We start from the raw sequence: 14,226 nt of genomic DNA, 5'->3' as shown, positions 1-14,226 counted from the left end.
CGAAACGCTAAACTAAGGCGGGTCCATCCCAGCACCTCTCATCAGTAGTCGCCAGTAGCGATCTGTAGCGCCACCGCCCCATAGTCATCCGATGAGATAGCAATCCCAAAAGCGGCCCACTGATCCAGGTCTATAGAGAGTCTGGCCTGCTAGACTAACTGGGTGAGAGAATGAGCCTCCGCGGTGCCGCCTTCGCCTATTGACCATCACGGGATCTGAGTTCAAGGATCGACGTTCCGGAAACTAGCTTGTGGATTGTTTCCTTGCTTTCAGTACGTGTGGCATCTGCAGGTATTGGAATCTGGAGCGGTTTTCCGAAAAATAGAAGCGGGTCCATGATATGCGGCGATGAGACAACATTTTTGTTGATTAGGACATCTATGTCCTTACCGACCTGGCGCCGCGTGAATTTAGACAAATCGTTATAGCTGGCCAGCGTAAGAGTTAACCAAATTCGGTCACCCATGTTGGACGGCGCGACCTCTCCGCCCGCGACCAATATTTTGACCGTTTCTGCAGCGGCCGAACTCACCCATGCGATTGGGCACGAAACGACGAGTGTGGCTATAATTGCTTTCATTCCATTTTTCGCTGCAGTTTTGATCATGGCTTTCCCGATCTTGCTCGAGGCGCAACATCTACAGTGAAGCCGCAAAGCCGTCACCCCACGGCCCCATCATCAAATGGCGGTGCGCCGCTCTCAAAATCTCGCCGGAAAATACCTGACATAAGCAAACTCGTCACCGTCCGGTGACCAGCAGGGCACGTTGATCGTGCCCTGCCCGCCGAACAGCTCGAACAGCGTCTTCAGGTTGCCGCCATCCATATCCATCAGCCGCAGCCGCACGTCGAGATCGCGCGGGTGGTCGAAAACGCTGGGATCGTAGGACAGGATCAGCACCTTGTCGTTCTTGGGCGACGGATGGGGGAACCAGTTGCCCTGATTGTCCGAGGTCACCTGTTCGAGCCCGCTGCCGTCGGGATGGATGCGCCAGATCTGCATCAGCCCGGTGCGGCTGGAATTGAAATAGATCCATTGCCCGTCAGCGGAATAATCAGGCCCGTCGTTGCGGCCCTCGCCATGCGTCAGCCGCGTCTCGACTCCGCCGTCGACGGAGATCGTATAGATGTCGAAAAGGTCGTCGCGGATGCCGCAATAGGCGAGATGGCGCCCGTCCGGCGACCACCCATGCCAGTAGGAGGGCTGGTTCTCGGTGACGAGCCGCGGCGTCCCGCCTTCGCTCGGCAGGATGTAGATCGACGACTTGCCGAATTCGGTCTTGTCGGAGATGACGATCTCGGTGCCGTCAGGCGAGATGCCGTGATCATTGTTGCAGTTGACCGCAAAGCCGGTATCGACCTTGATGGCTTCGCCGCCATTGAGCGGCAGCCGGTAGAGCAGCCCGTCGCCGTTCAGCAGCAGGTAGGAACCGTCAGGCGCGAAGTTCGGCGCCTCCACGAGCATGTCCGTCTGCCAGACCTCGCGGGCTCTGCCCGTCCTGACATTGTAGATCTCGACCGAGCTGCGCATGTTTCCTCCCGATATTCCGATCGCTTCGGTGATCCCAATCGCGTCAGCGATCCCGATCGTTTCAGTCCCGATCCCGGAACCGGTTGGTGATGGGATAGCGCCGGTCGCGCCCGAAATTCTTCTTGGTGATCTTCACGCCCGGCGCCGACTGCCGGCGCTTGTATTCGGCAAGATAGAGAAGATGTTCGACGCGATGGACGGTCGCCACATCATGGCCGCGCGCGACGATCTCTTCCACCGCCATCTCCTTCTCCACCAGGCATTCGAGAATATCGTCCAGAACGGGGTAAGGCGGCAGCGAATCCTGGTCCTTCTGGTCGGGACGCAGCTCGGCGGACGGCGCCTTGTCGATGATATTCTGCGGGATCACCTCGCCTGACTGCCCCAGCGCGCTCGGCGGCACGTTTTCGTTGCGCCAGCGGGCCAGCGCATAGACCTGCATCTTATAGAGGTCCTTGATCGGGTTGAAGCCGCCATTCATGTCGCCATAGAGCGTGGCGTAGCCGACCGACATTTCCGATTTGTTGCCGGTCGTTACGACCATCGCGCCGAACTTGTTGGAGATCGCCATCAGGATGACGCCGCGCGCGCGGCTCTGCAGGTTCTCTTCGGTGATGCCGCTATCCGTCCCCTCGAAGAGACCGGCAAGCGCGCTGCTGAAACCCGTCACCGGCTCCTCGATCGGCACGATGTCATAGCGGCAGCCGAGCGCCTTGGCGCAATCGGCCGCATCCTTCAGCGAATCCTCCGAGGTATAGCGGTAGGGCAGCATCACGGTGCGCACCCGCTCCTCGCCCAGCGCGTCGACGGCGATCGCCGCGCAGATCGCCGAGTCGATGCCGCCGGAAAGGCCGAGCACGACGGTCTTGAAGCCGTTTTTGTTGACGTAATCGCGGAAGCCGAGCAGGCAGGCGCGGTAATCGGCCTCTTCGCGTTCGGGAATATGCGCCATCGGCCCCTCGGCGCAATACCAGCCGGATTCGCCCCGTTTCCAAGTCGTCACCGCCAGCGCGGTTTCGAACTGGCTCATCTGGAAGGCGAGCGACTTATCAGCGTTGAAGGCGAAGCTCGCGCCGTCGAAGACCAGTTCGTCCTGGCCGCCGAGCTGGGCGGCATAGACCAGCGGCAGGCCGGTCTCGATCACCTGCTTCAGCACCACCTGATGGCGGATATCCACCTTGCCGCGATAATAGGGTGAGCCGTTCGGCGACAGCAGGATTTCCGCACCGCTTTCGGCCAGCGTCTCGCAGACGCCGAGTTCGCCCCAGATATCCTCGCAGATCGGGATGCCGAGCCTGACGCCGCGGAAATTCACCGGTCCCGGCATGGCGCCCTGGATGAAGACGCGCTTCTCATCGAACTCGCCGTAATTCGGCAGGTCCACCTTGTCGCGCACGGCGATCACCTTGCCGCCGTCGAGCACGGCGACGGAATTGTAGCGCCCGGTCTCATCCTGCCGGGGGAAGCCGATGAGAACGCCCGGCCCACCATCGGCGGTATCCGCCGCCAGGCTTTCCACCGCCTTCCAGCAGGCACGGATGAAAGCCGGCTTCAGCACCAGATCCTCCGGCGGGTAGCCGGAGATGAAAAGCTCGGTCAGAACCAGCAGATCGGCGCCCTCCCGAGCCGCATCGGCGCGCGCCTCGCGGGCTTTGGCAAGATTGCCGGCGACATCGCCGACCGTGGGATTGAGCTGGCCGACCGCAATGCGGAAGATATCGGAGAGAGCGTTTTCCTGTGTCATGTCATTTATTTAGCCTGCAGCTACCGCAACGGCAACCTGTTCGCTCCGAAAGCGGCGCCTGGCAGTGACGAAATTTTTGTGAAGCTGCGCCAGAGCGCCGCGGCACTCGATACGCATTGCAATTTGCGGGCGGAGCGGAATACTGCGCCGAGAGCGACAGCACCGGAAACAAGGCCATGTATAACCTTTCGAACTTCGTGCACCATCATTTCGACAAGCCGGCCGACGAACTCGGCGCAATCGAAAAGCGTGTGCTGGCGAAAGCGCACGAGCGCAAGATCATCTCGACCGACGTCAACGCCGCCTTCTCCGCCGAAGCCTCGTTCGGCCAGCGCATCGCCGACGGCATCGCCCGTGTCGGCGGCTCTTGGTCTTTCATCCTCGCCTTCCTGGCCTTCCTCGCCGTCTGGACCGTGATCAACACCATCGTTCTGGCAACCGGCGCCTTCGACCCCTACCCCTTCGTCTTCCTCAATCTGATCCTGTCGATGCTCGCGGCCATCCAGGCGCCGATCATCATGATGTCGCAGAACCGTCAGGCCGAGCGCGACCGCTTCGAGGCTGCAAAGGATTATGAAGTCAATCTGAAGGCCGAGCTCGAAGTGCTCTCCCTGCACCAGAAGATCGATATGAGCGTGCTGACCGAACTGACGGCGCTGCGCGAGGATGTCGCTCGCCTCACCGCCGCGCTTTCTGCCAAGAGCTAGACGGGATACCGGTCGTATTGCGGCAGCCCGTCTGATATCTCGTAGAAATCGCCCTTGTCGGCGCAGTAGATGTGGTGACTGAAGGCAAGGCCGGTCGGTTCGTCGAAGCTTCCGGCCATGACCGAAACCTCCACCGCTTCGTCGCCCTGCCAGAACAGCGCCGAGCCGCAATTCGAACAGAAGCCGCGCTGCGCCTCACCGCTGGACCGATACCAGCGGACCACCTCCGCACCTTCGACCGAAAGAGCCGTGCGCGGCACGTTGACGGCGGCATAATAAAACCCCGTCTGCCGGCGGCATTGCGAGCAGTGGCAGCCGACGACGGGGCCGGGTTTGCCCGCAATCGAATATCGCACGGCGCCGCAAAGGCAGCCGCCTGTATGGCGTTCGGTCATGACCACTCCTCCATTTTTTTCAGAAGGTTGCCGCCGTTCGGACCATGCGTCAAATCCATTCCGTTCAACGAAAGATCAGAAATCTTGAAGCTCGCTCACTCCGCGGGACAACCTTCCGCTGTTGCCCGTCGACAACACTCGCCGATCTCCTCCCGTCCCCGCGTTGAATTGATGGCGGTTCTCGGTGATACTGACGGCTCAATTCATTCAACCTTGGGAGACTGACATGAGAGCGACCCTGTCCGAACAGAAAGGAAACATCGCCCACAAGGACATTCTGCTTCATGCACACTCCGTTCTCCCGCGCGAGGAAAAGCTCGCGACGTCATAACCTCTTCCTGAACTTCTTCCGCGACGATTGGAATGCCGCCGACCGCGAGCGGCGCTGGTCGCGCATGCGCAAGTTCCTCTCTTACTACCGCCCGCATCTGCCCTTGCTGCTGGCGGATCTGCTTTGCGCCATCCTCGTCGCTGGCACGGCGGTGGCCCTGCCGCTTTGCGCCAATATCGTCACCAGCCGTCTTCTGGCCCTGCCCGATGCGCCCCAGGCATTCACCCAGATCCTGGCGATGGGCGGCGTGATGCTGGCCGTGCTGGCGGTCCAGATCGCCGCGATCTTCTTCGTCGATTATCGCGGCCACGTCATGGGCGCCCGCATTGAAGCGACGGTGCGGCAGGAGCTCTTCGAGCATTGCCAGAAACTCTCCTTCAGCTTCTACGACCGCCAGCGCACCGGGCAGCTGATGAGCCGCATCACCAATGACTCCCTCTGGCTCGGCGAACTCTTCCACCACGGTCCCGAGGATCTTTCCATCGCGGTGCTGAAATATGGCGGCGCCATGCTGGTGCTGTTTTTCATCGACCCGCCCTTGGCAACCCTGATCCTGCTGCTCACGCCGGTCGCGGTGGCCTATGCGCTCTATTTCAACCGGCGCATGAACCGCGCCCTTGAAGCCAGCAAACAGCAGATTGCAGCCGTCAACGAGCGGGTGGAGGATGCTCTGGCAGGCATCCGTGTCGTCCAGTCCTTCGCCAACGAGGCGCTGGAGAGGCAGCGCTTCGACGCGCAGAACCAGCGCTTCCTGCAAAGCCGCGCCGATGGCTACCGCAGCGAGGCCTGGTTTTCGGTCGGCACCGAAACCTTCGCCCAGCTGGTTACCATATTGGTGATCATCGTCGGGGGCTTGCGTATCCTGTCAGCGGATCTCACCGTTCCCGACATGCTGACCTTCCTGCTCTGCGTCGCCGTGCTGGTCGATCCGGTGCAGCGGCTCGCCAACTTCGTGCGGCTCTGGCAGGAAGGCTATACCGGCTTCGTCAGGGCCATGGAAATCCTGGAGATCGCGCCTGATATCACCGATCGGCCGGGCGCCCGCCCGATGCCGGCGCCGAGAGGCGAGATCAGCTTTTCCGACGTCGCCTTCGGCTATGAGGCAGATGGCCCCAGCGTGCTGGAGCGGCTGTCGCTGACAATCGCGCCTGGAGAGTTCGTCGCCTTGGTCGGCCCCTCCGGCGTCGGCAAGAGCACGCTCTGTGCCCTCATTCCGCGCTTCTACGATGTCGAGGCCGGGGCGATCAGCATCGACGGCACCGATGTAAGAGACGTGACGCTCGCCTCGCTCCGGCGCCATGTCGGCGTGGTGCAGCAGGATGTCTATCTCTTCGCCGGCACGGTTGCGGAAAACCTGCGCTACGGCAGGCCGGACGCCGGCGATGCCGAACTCGAAGCGGCTGCCCGCGCCGCCAATGCGCACGACTTCATCATGGCCTTGCCCAATGGCTATGACACCGATATCGGCCAGCGGGGCGTCAAGCTTTCGGGCGGCCAGCGCCAGCGCGTCACCATCGCCCGCGCTTTCCTCAAGGATCCGGAGATCCTGATCTTCGACGAGGCGACCAGCGCGCTCGACAATGAGAGCGAACGGGCGGTGCAGCAGGCGCTGCTCAGTCTCGCGAACGGCCGGACCACCCTGGTCATCGCCCATCGCCTGTCGACCGTCCGTCATGCCGACCGCATCCTGGTGCTGACGGGCGACGGCATCGTCGAACAGGGCACGCATGACGATCTGATGACGCAAGGCGGCGTTTACGCCAGCTTGCACAGTGTCCAGGCGAGCATCTGAAGGCAATAAAAAACCCGGCATCACGCCGGGTTTTTCCGTTATTCGTTTCAGCCTGGTCTCAGCCGTTGACGACCATACGCTTCTCGTCGCGGCCGCCCTTCATGCGCTCGGCAAGCAGGAAGGCGAGCTCGAGTGCCTGGTCGGAGTTGAGGCGCGGATCGCAATGGGTGTGGTAGCGGTCCTGCAGATCGTCGGCGGTGACGGCGCGGGCGCCGCCGGTGCATTCCGTCACGTCCTTGCCGGTCATTTCGACATGGATGCCGCCGGGATGCGTGCCTTCGGCGCGGTGGATCTGGAAGAAGCTTTCGACTTCCGACAGGATCCGCTCGAAGGGACGGGTCTTGTAGTTGTTGAGCGTGATCGTGTTGCCGTGCATCGGATCGCAGGACCAGACGACCTTGCGGCCTTCGCGCTCGACGGCGCGGATGAGGCGCGGCAGGTTTTCAGCGACCTTCTCATGGCCGAAGCGGCAGATCAGCGTCAGGCGGCCGGCTTCATTGGCCGGGTTCAGGATATCGATCAGCTGCAGCAGATCGTCGGCCTGCAGCGACGGGCCGCATTTCAGGCCGATCGGGTTCTTGATGCCGCGGCAATATTCGATATGCGCATGGTCGGCCTGGCGCGTGCGGTCGCCGATCCAGATCATATGTCCCGATGTGGCGTACCAGTCGCCCGAGGTGGAGTCGACGCGGGTCAGCGCCTCCTCGTAGCCGAGCAGCAGCGCCTCGTGGCTGGTGAAGAAATCGGTCTCGCGCAGGCTCGGCTGGTTTTCCGAGGTGATGCCGATCGCCTTCATGAAATCCATGGTTTCGCTGATGCGGTCGGCAAGCTTGCGATAGCGCTCACCCTGCGGGCTGTCCTTGACGAAACCCAGCATCCACTGATGCACGTTTTCGAGGTTGGCATAGCCGCCCATCGCGAAGGCGCGCAGAAGGTTCAGCGTCGCGGCCGACTGGCGGTAGGCCATGGCCTGGCGTTCCGGGTTCGGAATGCGCGACTCTTCGGTGAACTCGATGCCATTGATGATATCGCCGCGATAGGCCGGCAGCGTCACGTCGCCCTGATTCTCGACGTTCGACGACCGCGGCTTGGCGAACTGGCCGGCGATGCGGCCGACCTTGACGACCGGCAGCTGTGCGCCGAAGGTCAGGACGACGGCCATCTGCAGGAAGGCGCGGAAGAAGTCGCGAATATTGTCGGCGCCGTGTTCGGCGAAGCTCTCGGCGCAGTCGCCGCCCTGAAGCAGGAAGCCGTTGCCTTCTGCGACATTGGCAAGATGCTTCTTCAGGCGGCGCGCCTCGCCTGCGAAGACGAGCGGCGGATAGCTGGCGAGCTGGGCTTCCGTTGCCGCCAAAGCGGCCGCATCAGGATATTCGGGAACCTGCAGGATCGGTTTCTGCCGCCAGCTGCTCGGGGTCCAATTCTCTGCCATCACACTCACCTCACTCACATCCATCGCCGGGATGCCCTGTCTTAATATTTGGCGGCTTATAGACTTTTAGATCAGCCTTGCAAAGGCCAATCGCCGCAAGCTTATAGCCTCGCCTCTGCAGTCCGCATTCACTGGTTAAACCGGAATATACCATGTCGCTTTCCCCATATTTTAGACTTTGCATGTAGAAGCGGAAAGAGTTTCAACATTGGGGACATGTGATGGCGATCCTTCCGCCCGGTTTCATATCGGACCGCTCGGGCAATTTTGGCATCATGACTGCGCTGCTGATGCTGCCGCTGCTTGGCGCCGCCGGCATGGCTGTGGATTTCGCCCATGCATTGAGCCTGAGGACGCAGCTTTACGCCGCCGCCGATGCCGCCGCCGTCGGTTCGATCGCCGAAAAATCCGGAGCGGTCGCCGCCGCGATGACGATGAGTGGCAACGGCACGATCTCGCTTGGCAAAACCGATGCCCGCAACATCTTCATGTCTCAGATGTCGGGCGAGCTCACCGATATTCAAGTCGATCTCGGCATCGACGTCACCAAGGCCGCCAACAAGCTGAACTCGCAAGTTTCCTTCACGGCGACCGTGCCGACTACCTTCATGCGCGTTCTCGGCCGGGATTCGATCACTATCTCGGGCACGGCGACGGCCGAATATCAGACCGCCTCCTTCATGGATTTCTACATCCTGCTCGACAACACGCCCTCGATGGGCGTCGGTGCCACCGCCAACGACGTCTCAACGATGGAAAAGAACACCAGTGACAGCTGCGCCTTCGCCTGTCACGAAACGCAAAACAAAAACAACTACTACAATCTCGCCAAGAAGCTCGGCGTCAGCATGCGCATCGACGTCGTGCGCCAGGCGACCAAGGAACTGACGCAGACCGCAAAAGCGACGCGGGTTTCCACCAATCAATTCCAAATGGGCGTCTACACCTTCGGCACCAAGGCCGAAGACGCCAAGCTCACCACCATCTCCGATCCGACCGACAATCTCGATCAGGTACGCACCTATACCGACGCCGTTGATCTGATGACCATTCCGTATCAGGGCTACAACAACGACCAGCAGACAAGCTTCGACAACGCTCTGACGCAGATGAACGACATCATCACCAACCCCGGCGACGGCAGCACCTCCACGACGCGGCAGAAGATCCTGTTCTTCGTTTCGGACGGCGTCGGCGACAGCGAGAAGCCGAAGGGCTGCACCAAGAGACTCACCGGCAAACGATGCCAGGAGCCGATCGACACCTCCTTCTGCAAGCCGCTGAAGGATAAGGGCATCAGGATCGCCGTGCTCTACACCACCTACCTGCCTCTGCCGAAAAACAGCTGGTACAATACCTGGATCAGCCCCTTCCAGAGCCAGATCCCGACGAAGATGCAGGAATGCGCCTCGCCAGGTCTCTATTTCGAGGTGACGCCGACCGAAGGTATCGCCGATGCGATGAAGGCGCTGTTCCTGAAGGTCATCCGCGCGCCGCGCATCACCAGTTAAGGATTTTGCCTACAGCATGCCGCGCAAAAGTGTGCAGCGGTTTTGCGGCAACGACATGCGTAAAAACAAAGAGCTAAAGCGTAGGGAGCGAATCTGAAAGATCGCGACGCGCTTTAGACGCGCTGGCCGTCGCGGATGCGATAGCTCGGCGCATACATGGTGACGAGCTCTTCGGCCGCGGTCGGATGCAGCGCCATCGTCCGGTCGAAATCGTCCTTGGTGCAGCCGGCCTTCAGCGTGATGCCGAGCAGCTGCGCCATCTCGCCGGCATCATGGCCGAGGATATGGGCGCCCACCACCTTGCGGCTCGCCGCATCGACGATCAGCTTCATGATCATCCGCTCGGGCCGGCCGGAAAGCGTGGCCTTCAGCGGCCGGAACTGGGCGCGGTACACTTCGAGCTCGCCGTACCGCTTGCCCGCCTCCTCCTCCGACAGGCCGACGGTGCCGATCTCCGGCTGCGAGAAGACGGCGGTCGGGATCAGCTCGTAATCCGGCCGGGTGGGATTGTTCTTGTATTCGGTCTCGATGAAGCACATCGCCTCGTGGATCGCCACCGGCGTCAGCTGTACCCGGTTGGTGACATCGCCGAGCGCATAGATGTTTTCGACGTTGGTGCGGGAATAATCGTCGACGATGATGGCGCCGCGCTCATCGACGGCGACGCCGGCCGCTTCGAGGCCGAGGCCCTCCGTGTTCGGATCGCGTCCGAGCGCCAGCATGACGACGTCGGCCTGCAGCGCACCGTTGTTCAGCGTCTCCAGAACGAGCCCGTCCTCGCCCTTCGAAACCTGCTGCAACGTGTCATGGCAGAGAATGCGGATGCCCTTGGCGACCATCGCCTCGTGCAGCCCGCGCCTCAGATCCTCGTCGAAGCGCGACAGGATTTCGGCGCCGCGATAGATCAGCGTCGTCTCGACGCCGAGACCGTGGAAGATATTGGCGAATTCGACGGCGATATAGCCGCCGCCGGCGATGACGATCGATTTCGGCAGCTCCTCGAGATGAAAAGCCTCGTTGGAGGAGATGCAAAGCTCGTGACCGGGGAGCGCGACATGCGGGTTCGGCCGGCCGCCGGTCGCGATCATGATGGTCTTCGCCGTCACCGTCTGCCCGGTTTTCACGAGTCGCACCGTATGGGCATCGACGAGCTCGGCGCGCGTTTCCAGGATCTCGGCATTGGCGCCGGCGAGGCCCTTCTTGTAGAGGCCTTCCAGCCGGGCGATCTCGGCATCCTTGGCCGCCACCAGTTTCTTCCAGTCGAAGCTGCTTTCGCCGACCGTCCAGCCAAAGCCCGCCGCATCCTCGAAATGCTCGTGGAACTGAGAGGCATAGACGAAGAGCTTCTTCGGGACACAGCCGCGAATGACGCAGGTGCCGCCGTAGCGGTACTCCTCGGCGATCGCCACCTTCTTGCCGAGCGAGGCGGCGACACGGGCGCCGCGCACGCCCCCGGAACCGCCGCCGATGACGAAGAGGTCGTAATCATAGGAAGACATGAGAAGCTCCGGAAGGGAATCGCAGGAAGGACGTCCCTGATATAGGGGCGATCCTCTTCAAAACAAAAGCCCGCTCCCGCGTCTTCCCGTTCTCCATTGCCGAATCTTGCTCGGAGTCGACCCGGTCGCCGTTTACGGTTGACCCGGGCTACCGTTTACGGTTGACCCGGGCTACCGTTTACGGTTGACCCAGCCGGCCGAGGCTGGCAGGGCAATGCAGGGAAACGGAAAAGCATGCCGGAGCAGACCATGGATCAAACTCTCTTCGCCAACCTGTGCAAGGCCGGCAAATTCAAGGAAGCGCTCAACCTCGCCATTCAGGGCCACGAGGACGAGAAATTCACGCCGAGCCGCTTCGCCATGGACAAGAAAACCGGACAGCCGATCTTCTACCGCGGCAATAAGCGCGTGGAGCCGGATGAGACGGGCGTATGGCAATTGGCCAAGAGTTCGAAGGATTGGGACTGAGACATTTGTCGTCAGCCGGTGATGCGGAAATCCGTTGGCATCTTCTCAAGCCGGGTCACTTCCGTCTCAACGCCTGAAACAGATGCGCTCGCGGGGCCGCGCTTCAACCGCTCGATCATCGCCGAAATCGCGCCATCCGGTCCGGCGATCAGGGCAGCGACCGATCCGTCCGCGTCGTTGCGCACCCAGCCTGTCACCCCGAGCCGCAACGCTTCATCGCGCGTCCACATGCGAAATCCCACACCTTGGACCTTGCCTGATATCCGCGCTCGTACAGCTTCGTATTGATCGGACATGTTGCCCTCGCCGGTCGTTGCGGCATCCATCATAACAAAAAAGCCCGGACGATGCCGGGCTTTCGCGAATTCTGACGGGCAGACCTTACTGCTGGGCGGCCGGTGCCGGAGCGACCGGGCTGTCGGTTGCCGGCGGCGGTGCCTTGATGACCTTGGAAAGCTCGGCATTGCTCTGCTTTTCCAGATCGCGGGAAATGCCCTGCGCCCAGATATCAGCGGCCTTCGCCGTTTCGCGCGAAGCGACCGGGCCGTCGCGCAGCAGCTTCTTGCCGACGTCGGAGGTGTAGAAGGCGGCGATCGCCTTCAGCTCGTCGACCGTGAAGGCCTTGGCATAGGTGAGTGCGGCTTCCTTCTCGAGATCGCCGCGGCGCGGCGCAAGTGCCAGCGCCTGCGCATCGACCGTCGAGGAGATGAGATCCTGGTAGTTCGGCGAATCCTGAATGAGACCGGCCTTCAGGCGTTCGGCAAGGCCCGGCAGGATGTTGTCGAACTGGGCCGTGGCGCCGATGGCGTCGATCGCCGCGCGCGCAGCCTTCAGCTGCTCATCGGAGACTTCCTGCGCCTTGACGGCGGAGCCGAAGGCAAGCCCGGAAAGAACGATGGTCGCAGCGGCGAAACGGCCAAGACCTGCAATGTTCATCATGAGTGTATGCTCCTGTTATCTGTTTGCCTGCAGCGTGCGCGCACCCGCAGGACCGGCAATGATCGCAAGTGCCGCCATATTGATAAAGAGCCCGTGTTCGACGACGCCGGGTATGGAATTCAGCTCGCTCGAAAGCGCCTCTGCATCAGGAATGCGGCCAAAAGATGCATCGATGATGTGATGGCCGCCATCCGTGGTAAACTCTCCGTCACCCGATTGGCGCAGGCTGAGCTCACCGGAAAGGCCGAGCCGGGCCGCAACCTTTTCGATCGCCATCCGGGTCGAGACGAGGCCGAACGGATTGACCTCGATCGGCAGCGCGTAGGCGCCGAGCGTGTCGACCAGCTTGCTCTCGTCGGCGATGACGATCATCCGCTGCGAAGCGGCGGCAACGATCTTTTCGCGCAGCAGCGCGCCGCCGCCGCCCTTGATGAGTCTCAGCGCCCCGTCGACCTCATCGGCGCCGTCGATCGTCAGATCCAGCGCCGGCAGCTCGTCGAGCGACTTCAGCGGCACGCCCAGTTCGACGCAGAGCCGCGCGGTCCTTTCGGACGTCGGGACGCCCTCGACCTTGAAGCCGCCGGCGACCTTCTCCGCCAGCAGCCGGACGAATTCTTCGGCCGTGCTGCCGGTGCCGATCCCAAGGCGCATCCCGCTTTCGACATGGGTAAGTGCGGCCTCGGCGGCCTTGATCTTCATTTCGCGCGCATCCATGCGCCGCCAGCTCCTGATATTGCGTTGGATGTGCTGTTTACACGCCTCGCCAGGCAAACGAAAGTCAAAATCATCACGGAAAATGAAAAGCCGAAACAAATGCCTGCGGCCTCCCTGCTCATCCCCAGGCCGTTGCTTTCCGCCGCGCGATAACATACCTCAGGAGCGACTTGGTCGCTCCCGAAGGCGACCCTCGCCATGACGACCCATCGCTTCAAGAGGCAAACCCTTGACCCCTGCCCCCGCTCATCAGGCGCTTGTCGTCTTCGATCTCGACGGAACGCTTCTCGATACCCATGCCGATCTCGTCGAAAGCCTGAACCATACGATTGCGGCGCTCGGCCTCGAACCGGTCAGCTATGACGATCTCACCCATCTCGTCGGCCAGGGCGCGCGGGTCATGATCGAACGCGCCTGCCGCCTGCGCGGTCATCCGCTCGCCGCAGACGCCCTGTCGCCGCTGGTGGAGCGCTTCGTCGCCCATTATGCCGGCAATATGCCCGGCCATACCGAACCCTATCCTGGCCTGGTCGCCGCGATGGACCGGCTGAAATCCGCCGGCTATCGCCTCGCCGTCTGCACCAACAAGATGGAGAGCCTCGCGCGCGGTCTGCTCGATAAGCTCGACCTCACCAACTATTTCGCCGCCATCACCGGCGGCGACACGTTCGAACACCGCAAACCCGACGCCCGCCATCTCACCGGCACCATCGAGCGCGCCGGCGGCAATCTCTCCCGAGCCGTGATGATCGGCGACAGCATCAACGATATCGCCGTGGCGAAGAACGCCGGCGTCCCATCGATCGCCGTGCCCTTCGGCTATTCGGACGTGCCCGTCTCGACCCTCGATCCGGATGTCATCATCACCCATTACGACGAACTGACGCCGGAACTGGTGGAAGATTTGCTGAAGGGTTCTGCAGCGAAGGTTGCGGTTTGAGGCTTGGCGATCAAGCCGATGCCTCTGCGGTTACGGCCCCCTCATCCGCCTGCCGGCACCTTCTCCCCGCTGGGTAGAAGGGACAAGCCTCCGATGCTCTGCTCCCATTAAAACGTCTCAGATTTTACAAGGCGCGCGCCGCTTGCTCCCCCTTCTACCCATCGGGGAGAAGGTGGCCCGCAGGGCCGGATGAGAATCTGTGTTGGCTGTCAAGGTGGATTTG

14 protein-coding genes are annotated in these 14,226 nt (G+C 61.8%); 5 read left to right on the top strand and 9 right to left on the bottom strand.

The genetic code is table 11. From position 1 onward, the window contains the following. Positions 1-196: 196 nt before the first annotated feature. From CO670_RS28305 to CO670_RS28295, 3 genes are all read right to left on the bottom strand, one after another. Complete coding sequence (locus tag CO670_RS28305; RefSeq protein ID WP_245426050.1) at positions 197-607, bottom strand: hypothetical protein; 411 nt, start codon at positions 605-607, stop codon at positions 197-199. Between the two features lie 93 nt (positions 608-700). Beyond that, positions 701-1,531, bottom strand: coding sequence for a TolB family protein (locus CO670_RS28300; RefSeq protein ID WP_097593294.1), 831 nt, complete (start codon positions 1,529-1,531; stop codon positions 701-703). A gap of 61 nt (positions 1,532-1,592) precedes the next feature. After that, positions 1,593-3,275, bottom strand: coding sequence for an NAD+ synthase (locus tag CO670_RS28295; RefSeq protein WP_097593292.1), 1,683 nt, complete (start codon positions 3,273-3,275; stop codon positions 1,593-1,595). Between the two features lie 176 nt (positions 3,276-3,451). Here CO670_RS28295 and CO670_RS28290 point away from each other — a divergent pair, with 176 nt between their 5' ends. Then, positions 3,452-3,982: a DUF1003 domain-containing protein gene (locus CO670_RS28290; protein WP_097593291.1), complete on the top strand. Its 531-nt coding sequence runs from the start codon at positions 3,452-3,454 to the stop codon at positions 3,980-3,982. On the opposite strand, the gene CO670_RS28285 is transcribed toward CO670_RS28290, so the two are convergent. Further along, the gene (locus CO670_RS28285) at positions 3,979-4,377 is read right to left on the bottom strand and encodes a GFA family protein (protein WP_097593290.1); all 399 of its coding nucleotides are present in this window, start codon (positions 4,375-4,377) and stop codon (positions 3,979-3,981) included. The two genes, CO670_RS28290 and CO670_RS28285, sit on opposite strands and share 4 nt — an antisense overlap. A 284-nt stretch (positions 4,378-4,661) precedes the next feature. Between CO670_RS28285 and CO670_RS28275 the strand changes: the two genes are divergently transcribed. Then, positions 4,662-6,500 carry an ABC transporter ATP-binding protein gene (locus tag CO670_RS28275; protein WP_097593289.1) on the top strand — a complete coding sequence of 613 codons (1,839 nt, stop codon included), beginning with the start codon at positions 4,662-4,664 and terminating at the stop codon, positions 6,498-6,500. A gap of 58 nt (positions 6,501-6,558) precedes the next feature. Here the strand turns inward: CO670_RS28275 and CO670_RS28270 are convergent, their stop codons facing one another. Continuing rightward, positions 6,559-7,932: a 3-deoxy-7-phosphoheptulonate synthase class II gene (locus CO670_RS28270; protein ID WP_097593288.1), complete on the bottom strand. Its 1,374-nt coding sequence runs from the start codon at positions 7,930-7,932 to the stop codon at positions 6,559-6,561. Positions 7,933-8,153: 221 nt separating this feature from the next. On the opposite strand from CO670_RS28270, the gene CO670_RS28260 reads away from it, so the two are divergent. After that, the gene (locus CO670_RS28260; RefSeq protein WP_097593287.1) at positions 8,154-9,443 is read left to right on the top strand and encodes a vWA domain-containing protein; all 1,290 of its coding nucleotides are present in this window, start codon (positions 8,154-8,156) and stop codon (positions 9,441-9,443) included. 113 nt (positions 9,444-9,556) lie between these two features. Here CO670_RS28260 and gor read toward each other — a convergent pair whose 3' ends face one another. Then, a complete protein-coding gene (gor, locus tag CO670_RS28255) occupies positions 9,557-10,942 on the bottom strand; it encodes a glutathione-disulfide reductase (RefSeq protein ID WP_097593285.1) in 1,386 nt (461 codons plus the stop codon). A 249-nt stretch (positions 10,943-11,191) separates the two neighbouring features. Between gor and CO670_RS28250 the strand changes: the two genes are divergently transcribed. Beyond that, on the top strand, positions 11,192-11,410 hold the full coding sequence (locus tag CO670_RS28250; protein ID WP_097593332.1) for a hypothetical protein: 219 nt from the start codon (positions 11,192-11,194) through the stop codon (positions 11,408-11,410). 11 nt (positions 11,411-11,421) lie between these two features. Here the strand turns inward: CO670_RS28250 and CO670_RS28245 are convergent, their stop codons facing one another. The 3 genes from CO670_RS28245 to rpiA form a co-directional block, all read right to left on the bottom strand. Next, positions 11,422-11,706, bottom strand: a complete 285-nt coding sequence (locus CO670_RS28245; protein WP_097593331.1) for an acylphosphatase — start codon at positions 11,704-11,706, stop codon at positions 11,422-11,424. Positions 11,707-11,791: 85 nt separating this feature from the next. Beyond that, the gene (locus CO670_RS28240) at positions 11,792-12,349 is read right to left on the bottom strand and encodes a DUF2059 domain-containing protein (protein ID WP_097593283.1); all 558 of its coding nucleotides are present in this window, start codon (positions 12,347-12,349) and stop codon (positions 11,792-11,794) included. A gap of 15 nt (positions 12,350-12,364) precedes the next feature. Beyond that, on the bottom strand, positions 12,365-13,063 hold the full coding sequence (rpiA, locus tag CO670_RS28235; RefSeq protein WP_097593281.1) for a ribose-5-phosphate isomerase RpiA: 699 nt from the start codon (positions 13,061-13,063) through the stop codon (positions 12,365-12,367). A gap of 229 nt (positions 13,064-13,292) precedes the next feature. On the opposite strand from rpiA, the gene CO670_RS28230 reads away from it, so the two are divergent. Continuing rightward, positions 13,293-14,003 carry an HAD family hydrolase gene (locus CO670_RS28230; protein ID WP_097593279.1) on the top strand — a complete coding sequence of 237 codons (711 nt, stop codon included), beginning with the start codon at positions 13,293-13,295 and terminating at the stop codon, positions 14,001-14,003. Positions 14,004-14,226: the final 223 nt, after the last annotated feature.

Origin of the sequence: Rhizobium sp. J15 (assembly GCF_002531825.1) — a bacterium.
Lineage (GTDB): Bacteria > Pseudomonadota > Alphaproteobacteria > Rhizobiales > Rhizobiaceae > Rhizobium.
Note: the sequence above shows the minus strand (reverse complement) of the source record. Positions and strands in the feature narration are given on the sequence as shown.